Here is a 17,877-nt window from a genome sequence, read left to right on the forward strand (position 1 = left end):
TCGATGAATAGTCGTGTCACCAACGCAAGCTTTACACGCAACGCGATTCACTTCACGTCGCTGCACAATACGAAACTTCTCTCTGCACAGAAGGAAATTTCGTCGGGTATGCGATTCGAAAACGCCTCCGAAGCACCGATTGATTATCGGCGTGTTCGCTCGTTGCGTACCCAATTCGTCAACCTCCAAGCCGACAAGAGTTCAATCAATCTCGCCACGTCGACGCTGAATACCAGCGTCGCGTATCTGCAAGACGCGAGTGACTTGGTCAGCTATTCAAAAACGCTTATCCAACAAGGGATCCAAGCACTCGATTCGGACGAGCGAGAATCGCTGGCGACCGAGATAGACGCCTTGCTTGAGCAAGCCAAGTCAATCGGCTTGACGAAGTTCAACGGCAACTACCTGTTCAGCGGAACTCAATCGGATCGCCCGCCGTTCGATTTTTCAAATTCGCCCTATGAAAACGGGCTGCCCATCTCGAACTACCAAGGCTCAGCACAGCGTAGCCAAACACACATCGGTGAATCGATTTCGATCGACACGTATTACTCTGGAAAAGAAGTCTTCGGTGCTTCGGGACGCCAACCGACAGTACTTGCCGGACTTTCGGGTGCCAAGCTTGGTGGCGGCACCGACACGGTCCTCGGACGCGCCACGCTGCAGGTCAAACATACCGCGACAACCTATTTCGGAGGATCGGGTATTGCCACAGGAACCGACTCCGTCTCTGGCGATACGGTGATCGGCAACATCGGCGTCCACACCATCACCATCGACGACACAAGTGGCACTGGTGCGTTCGGTACGATTTCGCTCAACAACGGTCCCGCCGTTTCGTTTACCAATTCCGATACAAACCTTGAAGTCAAAGGCCAGGACGGAGGCGTTGTCTACGTCGACACGACGGCAGTTACGGCGGGCTTCTCCGGAACAGTCAACCTTCAAGGCACCGGCACACTCAGCATCGACGACGGAGCATCGACGATTCCGATCGGCTTCGCAGCTCAAGAAACCGTGACCGATTCGGCAACCGGACGCTACGTCACCATCGACTCGACCAACATCACGCGAAGTGGTGATGACCAACTGGAGTTCCCGGGGACATCTGATCTTTTCCAAATTCTTAAAGCAACTGCTGACGACTTGCGAAACGTGCGAGGACTAGACTCGGCCGGTGCTTCAGATGCGTTGAACCGACGCTGGACAGAACTTGATCGGGCAGGCAGCCAAATTTTTGCCGCGATGGGCCAACAAAGCACTTCGCTGAAAACGATGCAAACCATGGAAGCCCGCGTCGACGACATGATGCTTTCCGCCGAAACGTCGATCTCCGAAGTCCAAGGCACAGACTTCCCCGATGCCGTGATCCGCATGCAGAATTCGCAAACGCTGCTGCAGTACACCTACGCAGTGACCGCCAACGTCTCTTCGCTCGGACTGTTGGAATTCCTGCGTTAGCCAACTCGTCGCGGTTCAAATGAGGCTGTCGGTTTTGTGTATGATAGGTCGGTCACCTGCGTGTGCCGTTATCGCTTAACCGACGATCCCCTTCGACTGAACTTGGCCTCGACAGAATTTGGCATTGTATGGACACTCCAAACCGACTCTCGGAAGTTTCTCCACGGCGTGCAATTCTTAATCGCCGAACAACGCTTGGAGTGCTCGGCGGATCACTTGCGAGCTCACAACTGCCGTTCCATCGAGCGGATGCGCAGGAATCGTCGATCACGCACCGCCGAACGGCCAAAGTCGTTCACCCACGTGGTCGCATTCCACTCGCATTCATCATTGATGATTCGACATGCCTGGTGAATATGGGGCATTACTGCATGCCGCAGTTCGCCCAGGCGTGGCCTGATCGAGAAATCTATCGCCAACCGTGGAAACAATGGCCACGCGAGATTCCGGATTCCTTCGTTCGTGAGTTTGGCCAATGGTGTGGCGAATACGGTGTCAAAGGTAAATACAGCATCGTGCCTTATCCCGCTTGTGTCGGATGGCTCGACCGCTTTCTGCCTGGATGGTCCAAACGCGAACTCGACGACTCCTTGGCGCTAGTTCGTGACTTGATGATGCCCAACTGGGATATCCATCCGGAGATGATCTCGCACACACGCGTGATCGATCTCAGCACCGGACGCCCCATGGAAACCGCAACGCCCGCGACCATGGAAAACAGCTACCCGCAATCTGATATCAGTGTCGATCACCTGGCATCCTACCTCGCATACGCGCTCAAGATCTTAAAGAACTGTGGTCTTTCCTGCGAAGGCATCACGACACCAGGAGGCTTCGGAAATCGAGTCAAAGAAAAGCTGCCAATCGCCGTTCATCAAGCGGTTCGTGACGTTTTTCGAGCGGACCTGCCACACTATTTCAAATATGTGCGAGACGATGGCGAGTCAACGGTCCCGACGCTCGAATACACTGACTCGTCAAAAAGCGTCGAACGCCTGACCGTGAACGTACCAGCCGGCACCGGCGATTGGTTTGGCAGTTGGGAGGGTACCCAACGCAGCGACCCCGATCGATATTGCAACCGCGACGGCACCTCGGGTCGCCTCGTTGACTTGATCCGTCGCGGCGAACCCGCCGTCATGCTCTGTCACTGGCCCGGAATGTACTGCAACGGCGACCTGTCTGGATTCACCGCCTTTCAGCAAGTCGTCCGCTCACTCAAAGAACATTTTGAGGACCAGACAATTTGGATGAAATGCAGTGAGATCGGTCGCTACTACGCTGCAAAACAATTGACGTCAATCGAATGGAACGACGACCGAACATTGGAGATTGTGGCGCCGATCGCGTGTCCCGGCCTGACACTGGAGATCTCCTCCACTCCCTACGTGATCCCCGATTCGATTCGTCACGGCAGCCAGAGAATCCCGCTGGAACGATTTAGCCGACAGAGACAACTGCGGCCAAATGGTTTCGTGAACCTGGAGCCAAAGTCACTGATCTGCGTCGATGTTCCGCAAGGGATTAGTCGAATTTCGCTTCTTGGAACTTAACCGCCGATCCAGGTTGTCCGTATCACTCTTGGCGTTCGCGGAAAAACAGCGTCCTCAACAGTACGTCGACTGCGGCCTAATCGTTTGATTCCAGCCGATCAATCCCAAGACAATATCGAAGAGCTTCTTCGGCTCGTTCGAATCGGAAGTGATAGCCGGTCGCCTGGAGCTTCTTGGGGACAGCTTTTGTACTGGCCAGCAACAGCGCGTCGGCCATTTCGCCCATCGCGAGCTTCAACCCAAAGGCGGGTGCGGGAACGAGTGCAGGCCGCGAGATCACATGCCCTAATGTCTTGGCAAAGTCCCGATTGGTCATCGGTTCTGGCGCGACAAAGTTGACGGGGCCAGTGACGCGTTCGTCACAAATCAGATGATAAATCGCCCCGACAACATCATCGAGCGCAATCCAACTCCACCACTGATGCCCATCTCCCAAGTGACCGCCGCACAGCTTCGCGGGAAGCAACATCTTTTGTAGTGCGCCTCCGCGGGGGTCCAACACGATTCCAAACCTTGCGTTACAAACGCGAATGCCGGACGAGGCCGCAGGCTGACAAGCGGCTTCCCATTGCTGAGCGACTGACGCTAAAAAATCGTTTCCTGGTTTACTCGCTTCGGTCAATTCTTCATTGCCGCGATCCCCATAGAGGCCTGTCGCCGAAGCGCACACGAATACCTTTGGCGGCGTCTCAAGCGTTGCAAGTTTGTTTGCAAGCTCGGTGGTCAGGTCCACTCGACTGTCGCGGATCTCTTGCTTTATCTTTTCAGTCCACCGCGCCGAAGCGATCGACTTTCCAGCCAAGTGAATGACAGCGTCGATTCCGTTCAGCCTTTGGGCGTCTTCCTCTCGACTCCAAGGAGCAAGCGAATCTTCACCGTCAGCTTTCTCTGCGGTGCGTTCCAATCGCAAAACGCGGTGGCCAAGCAGCCTCAATAGCGACACCAACCTGCTGCCCACTAAACCAGTCGCGCCCGACACCGCAATCGTCATTGGGTCACGGTTGTACTTCGATGCCAATCGCAGATCGTCAAGAGTGACGCGGTGGCGATAGGCAAACATCGACTCCAGCTGTCGCCGCGCGAGATCGCTTCCGAAAAGCCGACCGATCGTGCCCATTGGCAACTCATATTCGACACGGTCGCGAAGTACGCAACGTTGATCCGAACTGCTGAGGAACTCGTGACGGTGGTTCCAAGCTGCGAACGGCCCCGAGCGTTGCGTGTCCGCAAAAAAATCGGGACGCTGGTAGTCGACATGCTCGGCGACCCAGGTCTTTGACGCCGGGCCAATCGAAACTTTCAAAACAACGACGCTACCGGGCTTAAGACTCTTGTCACTGCTGACAACTTCGACGCTTTGCCAGGGCGGAATCAAACGCTCAAGAGCGCCTTGGCGTTCATGGTACGCGAATGCGGTTTCCGCACTTACCGGCAGCGTTGTAGAGGCGACGAACTGTTGCACGAGAATCTTAGGTGGACTGCCTTACTTGGAGTATCCCGGAGCCAAAATCACTGTGGTTCCAACTCGGCCAAGTTAGCTTTTCCCGCCATCGCACGCAACTTTTCCATTGCGCGACGTTCGAGTTGTCGGACACGCTCTTTGGAAACGCCCAAACGGTTCGCTAGCGACTGAAGCGTATGGACCTTGCGATGCGACCCAAGCGAGAACCGGGCACGAATGATCAGCTTCTCGCGACGATCGAGATCGTCCAGCATCACGGACAATCGGCTACGCAGTTCATGCCAACGTTTTTCACTGATCGCCGACTCGCGACCCTCGTCGGTGATGTCGAGGTCAAGATCCTGCAAACCGCCGACCGTCTTTTGGCGTTCCTGCTGTTTTACGACAACCGTTCGGTAAGAGTTGCGGCGGATCACTTGTGTTGCGTAAGTGCTGAAGCGGAACCCACGGTCGAAGTCAAACTTTTCAACCGCCCGGATCAAGGCAACAATACCATCGCTTAACAAGTCATCGAAGTTGTTGTTTGGATTGACGAATTTCTTGACGATCGAGAAGACCAAACGCAAGTTGGCCTCGACAATTCGGTCACGATGCCATTCGGCAAGAGCGATCAGTCGGTCGATCAACTCCATTCTTACTCGTGACGGTCGCTGTGGATTGAGTTGGCTGCGATGCACCTCTGCCTGCTGGAGCAGATAGTTCATTCGCTGAAATAGCAGTCGCTCCTGTTCCGGGTTCAGCAAAGGAGCTTCACAAAGCCTGCCCAGGTGAATCGGCATATCGATTCCGCTCCGACGAACGGCCGCAATTCCAAGCTCCGCTTTCCGTGGGGCCAACTCAAGCGACTGATCGAAGACTTGTTTGCCGAGTTGCGGATCGCTGAATTCCGGATTCGAAATGAACGCCAATTCCTCACGTAGCCGTCGCTTGATCGCCACCTTCAATTCAGCCGGCTCCATCGAATCGTAAGACGTCAAAAAGTCCTCGATCTCTGAATTGGCAGCTTCGAGTTCGGAACATCGCACCCACGAAGGCTCGCGTGCACGAATCTTCTTCGACGCCTTCTGTTTTTTGGCAACTTTGCTGCCTTCAGCAACTGCTGGGGTTCGAGCTTCCACAGTTCCGGTCGTATTCGAGTCTTGGCGGTCGAGCATGGCTTTGGCAGACATTAGAGATCCTTGAACACAATCCGGTAGGCGATCAATTCGTTCAAAACGTTCATTACGGTATATTCCTGTGACCGTTCATGGACAATGGGCGACAACCGTAATTACTTAGAAATTCCCGTTTCCGAACAGGCTCCGCCGCTTTACTTTAAAAAAAGCCGAAAAATACGGCATTTCACGTTAGTTCGGAGGCAGGAAAAAGATGCTCTCCGGCCAGACTGAAACGGCCACTTGGTTTTTCTGTGCGGATTGTCACGAGCGGTATTGGCACAACTACACCGAAAAGACTTGCCACGACGCGGGTGCACACCAAGAATCTGACGGTTTGCAACTTGGCGGATTGAACGTTTTCGCTACGATCTGACGGAGCAATGAACGTTTTTGACATGAATTCGTTCATCAGACTCCACGACAACCAACACCGGCGGATATCCGCCATCCCAAGTGGGGCTCGTGCCCCAGAAGCTGTCCGATGGCCTGTACACTGGAATCCGTACACTGGAAACAGTTGTGCAGATCCTGATTCGCCGCCTGATCGTTTCTTCCCGCCCCGTCCTCCACAACGAAGTCTGCCTTTGCCGTGGTGTCCAAACGAGTCCAATTCTCGCCGAAGGAAGTCGCCCAGTCGCTACGTGTCAGCGAATCGTCGGTCAAACGATGGTGTGACAAGGGTGCGATTCCGACGATGCGGACGGTCGGCGGACACCGCCGCATCACTCTGACCGCACTCCGCGAATTCCTGCGTTCCACCCGGAGGTCGCTCGTCGATCCCGATGTGCTTGGGATCGATGAAGTGGAACTAACCCTCGCCTGCCCACCGATTGCGCGCCGCCCTTCGATACCCGGGGAGGGCCACGAACCGACGCAACACGATTTTCGGTCTGCTTTGGCGGCTGGCGATGAAGGACACTGCATGAAACTTTTGCTGGAACGCGTGTCCCAGGGCTGGGGGCGTGCCGAAGCAGCTGAGGACTTGATCACCGACGCCATGCGTGGCATAGGCCAGGCATGGGATTGCGGTGAGCTAAAGGTCTACCAAGAGCGTCGCAGCTGCCTGATCTGCCAGCGACTGATCGAAAAACTACGCGATGGATTGCCCACGCTTCCGGCTAATGCGCCGATAGCGATTGGCGCGGCCCCTGCGACCGATCCTTACCAACTGCCGACGGCAATGGTCGAACTGGCGCTCCGCGAGAACGGCTGGAACGCGATCAACTTAGGAAACAATGTTCCGCTGGATTCGTGTATCGAAGCGGTGCAAGAATACAGCCCAACACTGGTCTGGCTGAGCGTCACTTCGGTTGCCGATCCGCAGGAATTTATCCGCGAGGAAAATCGCTTGGCAAATGCATTGGACGACAACATGTCGATGATTGTTGGCGGCCGTGCTTTGGACGATGTGCTGCGTCCGAAACTTCGCTACACCGCGTACTGCGATAGCCTCCGCCACTTGGTCGAACTTGCATCGATGCTGAAGCGTTAAGCCCCTTCGGAATGCGCTGCTGACTTACTTTGCGGGCGGAAGTGTAATCCGATGGCGGGCGCATTTTCAAATGCTAGCGACGTGCGACTTTGAAGCACCCGATACGACGCCCAAACGCTGCATCACCAGGGCAATGACGGGCCGACGTTTCCTAAGGGGCTGGTTTCACCCATAGCCCAAGACGTTGAGAAACTCTTCTTGCTGGAATTGCAAAGTTTGTCCTAGGATTGCGCCAACGACTTGAGCAGTTCTGATCAAAAAGGCGGTTTCGCGATCTGGAACTTCGCTTCAGCGTTGACATGCGAATGTTGCTCACCCTACGTTTGTAGGCGAACCACTTCGGTGGTTGGAACTTCCTTCTCTAGCTAGATTCCGGTCTGCGATGAACCGTTTTGATGCATCCGTCCTTGGGAGCGCCAACACACAGGAATTCGCGGAGGAACTGGCAGCGGGCCAGTCGTTTGACGAGCTCAGCGAACTGCTTTCCGAGAGCGACAAGCATCTTTCGGGCGAGGACACTGGGGCGTGGGTCAGCGTCCCCAAACCACAATCCTATTTCGTCCCACTGCATTACGAAGCGAACTACCAGTACCCGCTGATTGTCTGGTTGCACAGTGACGGTTTCAATGAAAACCAAGTCAACCACGTGATGCCACACATCAGCACGCGGAACTACCTCGCGACCGGGATCCGAGCCCCACGCGCCGCCGACGCCTCTGGCCATCGTTACGCATGGGGAAACAGCGAAGCGACTGTCGAGCAGGTTCGTCATTCGGTCATCGCGGCTGTCAGCCAAGCCCGTGAACGATACAACGTGCACGCAGGACGCATTGTGCTTGCCGGATACCGCGAAGGTGGATCGATGGCCCTCAAAATGGCCCTCAGCTACCCAAGCCTATTTGCCGCCGCGATCTCACTTGGTGGCGAATTCTGCATGCCCGAATTCAGCAACGCAGAACTGCAACAACTGAAACAGCAACGCGTCGCGATGCTCTGGCAACATGCCGTTCAGCGCGACGGCTACTGCTACGACGTGATTGCGAAGCAAATCAACAACGCGGCTAGCATCGACGCACAACTGGAAGTGCGTCAGTACGTCAACGATGACGAAATGGACACAGTTGTTTTGTCCGATTTGGATCGCTGGGTCATGGAACATGTGGTTTGCTCGGCGCCGATCGGTAAAATGTCGGACTGGGATTCGAGCCCTGTACGGTTCTCGGACAACTAACCCCCTCCCCACGCAGCGAACCTACCCACCGCAAGTCCACTCGAAACGATTCGACGCGACAAGCAACGGCCCAACCAACAACGGCCGGGTAAACTCCCCGCAGCTGCGTTTCATCCCACCGCTAGCGCCCCCTGATTCCAGAAACTCTGATGGCCGAAGAAGAAGCTTTGCCCCCCGTAAACGACGCCAGCAAGACGGCCAAAATCCTGATCGTTGATGACGACATCGAAATCATCGAGAGCGTCCGCTACGCACTCGAAAATGAAGGCTACCAAGTCATCATCGCCCGAGACGGCAATCAAGGCTTGGCACTCGCCGAAAAGGAGTCACCCAACCTGATCATCCTCGACATGATGATGCCGAAACGGAGCGGGTTCCTGGTGCTCGAAAAACTTCGCCGGATGAATGAAACAATGGTCCCTGTGATCATGATCACGGGCAACGAAGGTAGCCGACACAAAGCCTATGCTGAACTGCTGGGCGTCAGCGATTACATCCGCAAACCATTCCAAATGGACAAGCTGATTCGTGCCGTCGATACGCAGCTTGCTTCCGCATGAACCGCAGCGTTCTATCGACAGCGGCAATCGCAGGCGCGCTCGGTGTGATCATCGGCGCGTTCGGGGCACACGGACTACCCGATCTAATCGCGGGCTACACCGATGACCCGGACCATCTCCAAAAACGCCTCGACCAATTTGATGTCGGCGCACGTTACCACCTCGTGCACGCTGTCGCGATCCTGGCGATGACCATGCTTCCGTGCGGAAAGTGCACGCGAATCGCCGTCGCACTGTTCGTCATTGGGATCCTGCTATTTAGCGGCAGCCTGTACGTGCTGGTCCTTACCGATACCAGTTGGCTTGGTGCGATCACGCCGCTGGGTGGACTGGCCTGGATCGCCGCATGGATTAGCTTGCTATTTATCAAGCCATCACCAATCAACACCACGACTGCGCACGACGGTTAGCCCAGAGACACTTCGATCCGTCCGCCGTTTTCACGAACAGGAAACGTACGCTGCAACGGCTGACGATTGATCGTTTGGATCCCGGTGGCCAATTCGTACTGCCATCCGTGCCACGGACAAGTCACACAGGGCTCGCCTTTGTCGGTGGTCGAGCAGCTTCCCTTCGCGATCGGTCCCCCTTGATGGGCACACAGACCATCGAGCGCATAGTACTGGTCGCCATTCCGAAAAATCGCGATGACCTCGCCTTGAGCGACTACCTCCATCGCTTGCCCCTCCGCAAGATCTTCGACGGACGCGACGTCAATCCACTGTGTTCCGTTATTTTCTTCCATCGTCGCAAGTGTTCTTAAAAAGTCATCCGGACATCACCGAAGCCCAGAACGCCGAGGCTCGGTTGCCGTCAAGTTATCCCGCTAAGGAAACACCGGATAGATACCTGCCTGTGTCGCGGTTGTGACCTTCGATACAATGTGACGCCAGACAATACCGCGTTTCCCAATACGCCGGTCGGCTAAGCGATGCCGCCGGCGTGCCAGTGACGACTAGATGGAGTTTGAAAGTGAAGCGTCGCCTCCGCAATTCGATATCCCCCTTGGTACTCCTCGGATGCATGATTGCCCATCCGGTCTGGGGCCAGTCCGAGGACACCACCCCCGCAAAGCCGGTTGCCAAAAGCGACGCGGCGACCCCCGCACTAATGAAAATCACTGAAATCGAAGGTATTTCGGAATACAAACTGGACAATGGTGTCCGCGTGCTGCTGTTCCCCGACGACAGCAAAGAAGTCGTCACCGTCAACATGACTGTCTTCGTCGGCTCGCGACACGAAGGCTATGGCGAAGCCGGGATGGCACACCTTCTCGAACACATGCTGTTCAAGGGAACGCCAGACAATCCGAACGTCCCCAAGGTACTGCAAGACCGCGGCGCACGCTTCAACGGCACGACGTGGGTTGACCGCACGAACTATTACGAAACGCTGCCAGCTTCGGACGAAAACCTCGAGTTCGCGTTGAAATTGGAAGCAGATCGCTTGCTTAACAGCTTCATCCGCGGCGAAGACCTGGAAAGCGAAATGACCGTCGTTCGCAACGAATTCGAACGCGGTGAAAACTCGCCGTTCCGAATCCTGATGCAGCGTATGCAGTCGGTCGCATTCGATTGGCACAACTACGGTAAATCGACCATCGGTAACCGAAGCGACATCGAGCGTGTGCCAGTGGTCAACTTGCGTCAGTTTTATCGCAAGTATTACCGCCCCGATAACATCATGGTGATCGTCGCCGGCAAGTTTAACCCCGAGACCGCGACGACGATGATCGGCGAGATCTTCGGCAGTTTGGAAAGCCCCGATACGCCGATCGATCCCACCTACACCACGGAACCGGCGCAAGATGGTGAACGCACCGTGGTTTTGCGACGCGTCGGCGATGTCCAATTGGTCGGCACGACCTACCACATTCCGTCCGGCAGCCACCCAGAATTTGCCGCCGCGAAAGCTCTCTCAATCGTCTTGGGTGATGAACCCAGCGGTCGCCTGTACCAGGGCTTGGTTGAAAGCGAAATGGCCAGCAATGTTTTTGCACTTGCCTATGCGTTTGCCGATCCGGGCGTGCTGATGACTCTGACCGAGGTTCCCGAAGATAAATCGATCGAAGATGCACGAGCGAAACTGATTTCGATCCTCGAAGACGAACTGACACAAACCCCGATCACCGAACAAGAAGTCGAGCGGGCGAAACAACAAATCCTAAAGCAACGAGAACTTGAAGCCGGCGAAACCGATCGCCTTGCCATCTCGCTGAGTGAGTGGGCCGCGCAAGGCGACTGGCGTTTGTATTTCTTGTTCCGCGATGTCGTCGAAAGCTTGACCGCGGAACAGGTTCAACAATTCGCGAAACGCTACCTGGTGCGCAACAACCGTACCGTGGGCCTGTTCATTCCGACGGAAACGTCAGAGCGAATCACCATCCCAGAATCGCCCAACTTGATCGCGCGTCTAGAAGACTACAAAGGCCGCGAAGCGATCCAACAAGGCGAGCAGTTTGACCCTTCGCCCGCCAATATTGAAAGCCGAACCGAACGCGGCAAGCTGGACAACGGAATCGAATTCGCATTGCTTCCCAAGCAAACTCGTGGCGGTTCAGTCAATCTATCGCTCACCCTACGCTTTGGCACCGCGGACGCGATGATCAACCGCTTGGGTGCGATCGAACTGATGGGCATCATGATGACCCGCGGTACTGAAAAACTCGATTACCAAGCGTTTCAAGACGAACTCACGCGATTGCGTGCCGAACTGTCGATCAACACCGTTCCTGGTTTGTTGAAAGTCAGCTTGAAAACCAAACGCGAGTACCTTCCCGAAGTCATCGAACTGCTCGGACAAGTGCTCCGCTCGCCGCGACTCGATGGAAGCGAACTGGAAGTGCTACGCCGCCAGATCGTCACCAACTTGCGTCAGGGCAGTACGATGCCTGAATCGATCGCACCTCGAGACGTTCGCCGTCGCTTGTCGCCTTACGGCACCGACGACATTCGTTACGTGCAAACGGTCCAGGAAGAGATCGCGATGTATGAAAACGTTTCAATTGACGAGATCAATAAAGCGTACCAAGACCTGGTCGGCGGCAACCGTGGCGAATTGGCTGTTGTCGGTGATTTCGATAGCAGCGAAATCCGCGAACAGATCACGACGATTCTGGGCGACTGGTCCAGCGACATTGAATACGTCCGCATTGATCGCCCCGCCAACGATAACATCGAAGGCGGCCTGACGGAGTTCAATACGCCTGATAAAGCGAACGCGTTTTATTTTTCGCAGTCGCAAATGCAACTCGAAGACAGCAGCGACGAGTACGCGGCACTCGTCTTGGGCAACTATATCCTAGGTGGTGGCGGCCTTAGCAGCCGCTTGGCAGATCGCGTTCGACAGCAAGAAGGCCTGTCGTATGGCGTTCGCAGTGGGCTGACTTCTCGGCCAAAAGATAACCGTGTTGATTTCACCATCTACGCGATCACGAACCCAGAGAACAAAGACCGACTGATCGAAGTCATTCGTGAAGAAGTCGAACGTCTTCGCAAAGACGGCGTCACCGCAGAGGAGCTTGAAAAGGCACAACAAGCGTATCTTCAAAGCCAAGTGGTCCGCCGCACCGATGATGCCAATCTTGTGGGCGAACTGCTCGAAACCATGTTCATGGAACGCACGATGGAACATGCCGCGAAGCATGCCGAGCAAATCAAGGCCGCAACGGTCGATTCGGTAAACGCGGCGATCGTGAAATACATTCACTGGGATCGACTCGTTCGTTCGGTCGCCGGCGAATTCGAGAAGGCTGCCGAGTAGATACCGGCCGCGGCGTTGTTATTTTGCCTGGCGTGCCGGTATCATCCGTCACGTCAGGCTTTTTTTCGCATGCGTCAAATGCGTTAACCGCCGATCAATAGCGCACCCAGCAGGTACGCCGCGAGCCCGATGGGATAGATGATCCCGACATTGGACATGTTTGATCCAGTCAGATTATCGAGCGCCTCCTGTGTGTCATCCAGGTGATGCAGTTTACCTTCTCTCTTGGCGGTCGCGTAAACGGCAAAGAACGTCACCATCTCGGGAATGCTGGTGACGAATCCTAAAATCCAACCGGCAACGATCGGATGGATGCCAAGCTGCAGGACCACTTTCGCGGTCGAGTCGCCGAGAAACATTCCTGCGATCGCGATGGCAATCAATGCCGTGCTTGCCACGATGATTCCAAACGGAAGATTCCCGACAGCTTCTTCACTAGTCGACTCAGTCTCGCTTGGCGGATTTACCTTTTGGTCGACGAATTGATAGAAACCAAAGAAGCACAGCAGTGACGGTACTAAGTACCACTCTGTGTCCATCCCCCAGTACATCAGGGTGATTGGCACCATGATCGCTAAGCCTGCGAACGCAATCTCGTCGATGAACCGCCGGTTCATCAGATCACCGAACTGTCGATAGACGAGCACCGCCGACAGCATCAACACGCAGTTGATAATGTTCGAACTGGCGATGTTCCACAGCCCGGCTTCCCAAACGCCAGACAACCCCGCCGCGACGAGACAAACCAACTCGGGAACCGAGGTCGCAAATCCGGTCAATTTGCCACGAGCCTTAACGCTCCAGTTCATCGCGCCGGCAACGTGGTCGATGCCACGAAGCAAACCATACTTGACCAACAAAATGATCGCCGCCGCCGAAGCGATCATGATCAACCCATGCATTCCGTGTTCTCCAAAATCGTTTCCCATCGATCCATAGCGCCGAAGTAGGGGACTGGCCCAATCACTCCGACAGCAGGGCGGTCCTGGCGATGGAATGAAGCGACAGGGGCGGATCCACCGATTTCTCGGGGGCCGTGATCACCACCGCGACGCTGGCCTCTTCGTCCAGGATGGTACCATCAACCGTCCCGAAGTGAACCTGATCCCCAACTCTCGTCTTCCAAAACAGACGGTCTTGCACCGAAGGATCTCGACCAACCAAGAGCGATATCTCGCCACCTTCATAGACCAGCTTCAAAATGCCGTTGGGCTTTGCACCTTCGATATGGTCCTTGGCAAACACTTCGACGCCTTCTCCGAAGGATTTCAATCCGATTTGGATTCCGGCAATCGAAATCGCGATTGCTGGTGAAACGCCCTCTTGGACCGGCATCGTTGCTGTAATCGCGACCGCGTCGCCGGCTAGCACGCCTCGTTTCTGATCAATTAGCTGGAAAGAGTCGCCCGATTCGTCTGGTTCGATTCGAATTCCAGTCAGCTCCACAGCGTATCGCTCCGCTTCGCCGTCGATGCGAAAGCGGTCTTCGAGCGAATTAGGAAAGGCCTCGATGACGTCTAAACGATCCGGCCAATCACCCGGACCGCCTTCAGTTTCGACGGGCCCGATCGAAATTCCCGCGAGCGGTCGAAAACCTTGCTGCTTAGATTTCAGCTCACTGGCAACCTTCGATGATTGCGATTCGATGTCACTAAACATGTCGCCAAACTTCGAATCCATTCCCGATCCCAGTCCACTTCCGGTGCGTTTCCTGGCGACGACCGGACTTTCGCGTGGCGCCGAAACAGCCCCAGACTTTGCCGCCGAAGCTGACTTTCGTGGAATCGATTCGCTTGATGAGCCCACCGAATCATCGCTCAATTTTCGTGCTTCTGCGGCACGTCTTACGCCGCGATCGCGGGTCAACCAATACCCCCCAACCAAAATCAAAGAAAGCGCCGAGATCCCGATAACTTGCAAGTTCCGAGCGCCAGACGATTTCGGCTTGGAAGAAGTTTTCGACTCCGAGCGACGAGACGCTGGGCCGTTTAACGCCTCGGGTTCCGTTTCACCGTTCGCGGGTTGGGCGTCACTTGTTTGGACGATGGTTGGTGAAACGATGGATCGATCGTACGACGCACGTTGCTCGGGTGACAGCAGCGTGCGTTTGGCAACGGCTACTTGATTGAGCAATTCCTGTACGGTTTTCCGTTCTGGGCCGGAAGCTAGCTGATGAAGATAAGCGCCGCGAGCCTTCGCGGCCGCTTCAATCACCTCGATATCGGCTTCGAAATCCTTTACCCCGAGCAACGCGTAATGGTTCGGTGGCAAACGATCAGCCGGAATCTCAAGCCAATCGCGATAAAATCTAGTCAGGTCCAGCGAGTTCGACATGCGGTGTCAATCAGTTGATGTGCGACAGGGCTCAATACTTAGCACTCTGATTGAATTCCCGATCGAAACCAAGCGAGAATTGGCATTTACCACCGCACGGATGGGTGGGAGATCGATCGAAACTGCGGTTTGTTCGAATTGATCCGCGCGAGAATCCAATCGCAAGCCGTCACCGGCTTGCGGCCAACCAGTCTGCTGAGAACGCACCGATCGGCAGCGATGTACTTGCCGTTCTCTGCCAAGAAACTGATTGCGATGGACTATTCACTGACTTGCGCACGAAACAGCGCTTTCCAGTAGGCAGCAAGGTGATAGACAATCCCGCAACTGGAACGATGCAAATAGTTGGTTTCGGCGATCAGTGTTTGCAGTCGGTCGCGCTGAGCATCAGTCAGATCCGATCCTTTGACCATCAAAGGGACCAAGGCCGCTTCCCCAACTTCGCGAGTCAAACTCCAGATCTCTCGATAAGGCCCCCACTGCGGATTGAGATAGCCGCCTTGGTTGATCCAAACTTTCGCGGCTCTCCAGTCAGGTCCCAACATTGACATCTCTTCGTCAGACTTACTCGCAAGTTGACCACTGATCCGAATGGCGCGCCGATCAGCTAGTTCCGCGACAGACTGCATGATCTGCAACAGCTTTTGCTTTTGGTTTTCATCGGGTTCGAGTTCGTACAATAGCTCCAACGAACATTGCATTTGCAACATCGCATAAGCAGGCATATTGCGATCCGGATTCGCGGACTGCACCACCGCATCGGGCAGGTACTTTCGCCATAGGGCCCGATAGGTTTCATCGCCCGTCGCATCCCATGCCGCAGCATAAATCATCGGCAATCGCGCCGCCTCATGTGGCTGAACATTCCACATTCGACAGATGCCAAGCGGACAACGTTCACCGTCAGCCCGGCAGAAATCGTATCCGTTTTCCGGTCTCACGAATTCGATCATGCGATCGGCCACAGCTGCCAACTGATTTGCGATTGATTGCTTCGTCGATTCGTCGGCAAGTGGGCTGCGATAATACCGCCATAAACCATGCACCGCATGTGTGTACTGGTCACGAGACGAATTGATATACACGCTTCGCTGATCTTCGGCGCAAACATTGCGAGCCAGAAAGCCCGGCACTCCATGGACCGTGGCACATTTTTGAATCCCTTCAAAGACTGACTTCGCTTGGTCGTGAAGACTCCTGTCTTGCGTGACCGCGTACTGATCGACCAACAGACTTAACATTGCGCCACCGAGAATCAGACCGTCCTCCATCCCCGTGCCGTATCCGCAAGGATTGGGATATTGCCGCGAAACCTCTTCGGCAGTAGGCAAATGAGCCAACTCTTTCCCCGGCGCATAGCTGCTCAGGTAGTCCGCAAAAGTCCCCGTCCGCTCCTGATAGAAACGTGCCCAGAAGACTTGCTGTGCTGCCGCGACTTGCCTGGAAAGCTGCTGCAGTTGTTCTCCGCCGTTGGCAACGCCTTGCAAAGCGTGAAGCCAACAGAGAGCCAAAGCAAAACTGGAATACCAATGGGCTTTTCGACGTCGCATCATTCACCTCTGTCATCTCGATTGAAAGAGCATGACAGTCTAGCAAAGTCTTACACACCACTGCCGCGTAAACGAGATCCGCACAGACGGCTTTCAGATGATGTCGGCTACCGGATCTGGCGTCCTGACTCGATTAACGCGATCCGCTGCTGCTCACGTGAGCGTTCGAACAATAGCTGGTGCTGCTCTTCGGCAAACGCTTTCGAGACGTCTGTTTGATCAACGGTCAGCAACAACGAATAGGCGCTCGACGCTTGGTAATAGCAACGTGATGCAAGATCTGCATTCATTGCTCGCTCGCCCAAAGACGACCACTGTTCACCAAGCCACAACAAGTCTCGCTCGGTTAGGTCTTGGTGCCGATCTCGCAACGATTCAATCACACCAGAGAACCGTTTCAATGCTGGCCGATCAAGCCGCGGCTGGTCGCGAAGTTCGATCGCGATCTTGGCGACTGGCAATAAAAACTCGGAGAGTTCACGCTGGGTTTGCTCCCTTGATTCGGCACTTGCCAATTCGATTTCCTCCGCAGGCACTACATTAGCCGAGCTACTTGGCACAACTGGAGCGACCGTCGGTATCACCTCTGTCGATTCCTGTGCCGCAAATCGCTCGAGCGCCGCCTCCCATGCGACCCGATAGGCCCGAGGCTGAAGTACACCCCAGAAAATCAAAACGGCAATCGGGATCACGGCCAGTGTCGATGCCATGTATCGCACCCACAACCACGATGGTTCTTCCGAATCGCTGCCTTGGTCCCGATTTCGAACCGTCTCAGCAAGCTCGACCGGAGTGGATTCTTTGGCGTTTGGCGAAGGCTGATTGGCCCGTTCCCCCGTCCGATCTTTGACGATCGGCGGGAAGGGAACCAAATCGAATGACAATGCCGTGTCGATCGCATCGACGTTGTCTTTGATTTGGAACACAAAGCCACATTCACATTCCGCTGATTCGCCGATCGCGTCTCGCGGAACCGTGTACTCGTTTTTACATCCAGGGCAAGCTACGGTGAATTGATCTGAATCCTCAGCGACCAGATCCACCGCCTCTTGTTCTTCTGCGTGTTGATCACCCGATGGCAAATCAATTTGGTAGACCGCTGGGAAAGCAACGATCGGTAGTGCGACGACAGATCGACGAGCAGGCAACTCGATTGAATAGAACTCAGGCGATGCAACGATCGGAAGCGGCAGCACCGCTTGCTCTATTGGTGGCTCGATCCAATACGTTTCGGGGATTGCCGCGATCGGCAGTGTGATCTTCGGTCGACGCACCGGAGTTTCGATCGAATAGATCTCTGGCAACGCGGCGATCG

The 17,877-nt window shown here is 55.1% G+C and carries 15 protein-coding genes; 8 read left to right on the plus strand and 7 right to left on the minus strand.

Features of this window, described 5'->3' with window-relative positions:
- Positions 1-3 precede the first annotated feature (3 nt).
- On the plus strand, positions 4-1,461 hold the full coding sequence (gene flgL / locus CGZ80_RS12595) for a flagellar hook-associated protein FlgL (protein WP_094414867.1): 1,458 nt from the start codon (positions 4-6) through the stop codon (positions 1,459-1,461).
- A 128-nt stretch (positions 1,462-1,589) separates the two neighbouring features.
- Positions 1,590-3,014, plus strand: coding sequence for a hypothetical protein (locus CGZ80_RS12600; RefSeq protein WP_094414869.1), 1,425 nt, complete (start codon positions 1,590-1,592; stop codon positions 3,012-3,014).
- Between the two features lie 76 nt (positions 3,015-3,090).
- Here CGZ80_RS12600 and CGZ80_RS12605 read toward each other — a convergent pair whose 3' ends face one another.
- Positions 3,091-4,476 carry a TIGR01777 family oxidoreductase gene (locus tag CGZ80_RS12605; RefSeq protein ID WP_233148387.1) on the minus strand — a complete coding sequence of 462 codons (1,386 nt, stop codon included), beginning with the start codon at positions 4,474-4,476 and terminating at the stop codon, positions 3,091-3,093.
- A 47-nt stretch (positions 4,477-4,523) separates the two neighbouring features.
- Positions 4,524-5,435 carry a sigma-70 family RNA polymerase sigma factor gene (locus CGZ80_RS12610; RefSeq protein ID WP_409994544.1) on the minus strand — a complete coding sequence of 304 codons (912 nt, stop codon included), beginning with the start codon at positions 5,433-5,435 and terminating at the stop codon, positions 4,524-4,526.
- Between the two features lie 409 nt (positions 5,436-5,844).
- Here CGZ80_RS12610 and CGZ80_RS27955 point away from each other — a divergent pair, with 409 nt between their 5' ends.
- The 5 genes from CGZ80_RS27955 (at position 5,845) to CGZ80_RS12630 (ending at position 9,326) form a co-directional block, all read left to right on the plus strand.
- Entirely contained in the window at positions 5,845-6,006 is a 162-nt protein-coding gene (locus tag CGZ80_RS27955) for a hypothetical protein (protein ID WP_158222677.1), read from the plus strand.
- A 219-nt stretch (positions 6,007-6,225) separates the two neighbouring features.
- Entirely contained in the window at positions 6,226-7,125 is a 900-nt protein-coding gene (locus CGZ80_RS12615) for a MerR family transcriptional regulator (RefSeq protein ID WP_233148389.1), read from the plus strand.
- A 382-nt stretch (positions 7,126-7,507) separates the two neighbouring features.
- Positions 7,508-8,356, plus strand: a complete 849-nt coding sequence (locus CGZ80_RS12620) for an alpha/beta hydrolase (RefSeq protein ID WP_094414875.1) — start codon at positions 7,508-7,510, stop codon at positions 8,354-8,356.
- Between the two features lie 149 nt (positions 8,357-8,505).
- A complete protein-coding gene (locus tag CGZ80_RS12625) occupies positions 8,506-8,916 on the plus strand; it encodes a response regulator transcription factor (protein WP_094414877.1) in 411 nt (136 codons plus the stop codon).
- Complete coding sequence (locus tag CGZ80_RS12630) at positions 8,913-9,326, plus strand: DUF423 domain-containing protein (RefSeq protein ID WP_094414879.1); 414 nt, start codon at positions 8,913-8,915, stop codon at positions 9,324-9,326. Before CGZ80_RS12625 ends, CGZ80_RS12630 begins: the two co-directional genes overlap by 4 nt.
- On the opposite strand, the gene CGZ80_RS12635 is transcribed toward CGZ80_RS12630, so the two are convergent.
- Positions 9,323-9,661 carry a Rieske (2Fe-2S) protein gene (locus CGZ80_RS12635; protein WP_094414881.1) on the minus strand — a complete coding sequence of 113 codons (339 nt, stop codon included), beginning with the start codon at positions 9,659-9,661 and terminating at the stop codon, positions 9,323-9,325. The two genes, CGZ80_RS12630 and CGZ80_RS12635, sit on opposite strands and share 4 nt — an antisense overlap.
- Before the next feature lie 278 nt (positions 9,662-9,939).
- Here CGZ80_RS12635 and CGZ80_RS12640 point away from each other — a divergent pair, with 278 nt between their 5' ends.
- Entirely contained in the window at positions 9,940-12,678 is a 2,739-nt protein-coding gene (locus CGZ80_RS12640) for a M16 family metallopeptidase (protein ID WP_094414883.1), read from the plus strand.
- Positions 12,679-12,761: 83 nt separating this feature from the next.
- On the opposite strand, the gene CGZ80_RS12645 is transcribed toward CGZ80_RS12640, so the two are convergent.
- The 4 genes from CGZ80_RS12645 to CGZ80_RS12665 form a co-directional block, all read right to left on the minus strand.
- On the minus strand, positions 12,762-13,580 hold the full coding sequence (locus tag CGZ80_RS12645) for a hypothetical protein (protein ID WP_158222678.1): 819 nt from the start codon (positions 13,578-13,580) through the stop codon (positions 12,762-12,764).
- 61 nt (positions 13,581-13,641) lie between these two features.
- Positions 13,642-15,012, minus strand: coding sequence for a J domain-containing protein (locus CGZ80_RS12650; RefSeq protein WP_094414887.1), 1,371 nt, complete (start codon positions 15,010-15,012; stop codon positions 13,642-13,644).
- Positions 15,013-15,272: 260 nt separating this feature from the next.
- Positions 15,273-16,565, minus strand: a complete 1,293-nt coding sequence (locus CGZ80_RS12660) for a hypothetical protein (RefSeq protein ID WP_233148390.1) — start codon at positions 16,563-16,565, stop codon at positions 15,273-15,275.
- A gap of 104 nt (positions 16,566-16,669) precedes the next feature.
- Positions 16,670-17,877 (minus strand): hypothetical protein (locus tag CGZ80_RS12665; protein WP_233148391.1); only part of this gene is annotated, 1,208 nt, incomplete at its 5' end.

The sequence above is a fragment of the Rhodopirellula sp. MGV genome (assembly GCF_002251265.1).
GTDB classification, from domain to species: Bacteria; Planctomycetota; Planctomycetia; order Pirellulales; family Pirellulaceae; genus Stieleria; species Stieleria baltica_A.

Coding starts and splice junctions, on each gene's coding strand:
- CGZ80_RS12635 (WP_094414881.1), bottom strand. CDS start 9,661: ATGGAAGAAAATAACGGAACACAGTGGATTGACGTCGCGTCCGTCGAA.
- CGZ80_RS12640 (WP_094414883.1), top strand. CDS start 9,940: ATGATTGCCCATCCGGTCTGGGGCCAGTCCGAGGACACCACCCCCGCA.
- CGZ80_RS27955 (WP_158222677.1), top strand. CDS start 5,845: ATGCTCTCCGGCCAGACTGAAACGGCCACTTGGTTTTTCTGTGCGGAT.
- flgL (WP_094414867.1), top strand. CDS start 4: ATGAATAGTCGTGTCACCAACGCAAGCTTTACACGCAACGCGATTCAC.
- CGZ80_RS12645 (WP_158222678.1), bottom strand. CDS start 13,580: ATGCATGGGTTGATCATGATCGCTTCGGCGGCGGCGATCATTTTGTTG.
- CGZ80_RS12625 (WP_094414877.1), top strand. CDS start 8,506: ATGGCCGAAGAAGAAGCTTTGCCCCCCGTAAACGACGCCAGCAAGACG.
- CGZ80_RS12600 (WP_094414869.1), top strand. CDS start 1,590: ATGGACACTCCAAACCGACTCTCGGAAGTTTCTCCACGGCGTGCAATT.
- CGZ80_RS12650 (WP_094414887.1), bottom strand. CDS start 15,012: ATGTCGAACTCGCTGGACCTGACTAGATTTTATCGCGATTGGCTTGAG.
- CGZ80_RS12630 (WP_094414879.1), top strand. CDS start 8,913: ATGAACCGCAGCGTTCTATCGACAGCGGCAATCGCAGGCGCGCTCGGT.
- CGZ80_RS12660 (WP_233148390.1), bottom strand. CDS start 16,565: ATGATGCGACGTCGAAAAGCCCATTGGTATTCCAGTTTTGCTTTGGCT.
- CGZ80_RS12610 (WP_409994544.1), bottom strand. CDS start 5,435: ATGGAGCCGGCTGAATTGAAGGTGGCGATCAAGCGACGGCTACGTGAG.
- CGZ80_RS12620 (WP_094414875.1), top strand. CDS start 7,508: ATGAACCGTTTTGATGCATCCGTCCTTGGGAGCGCCAACACACAGGAA.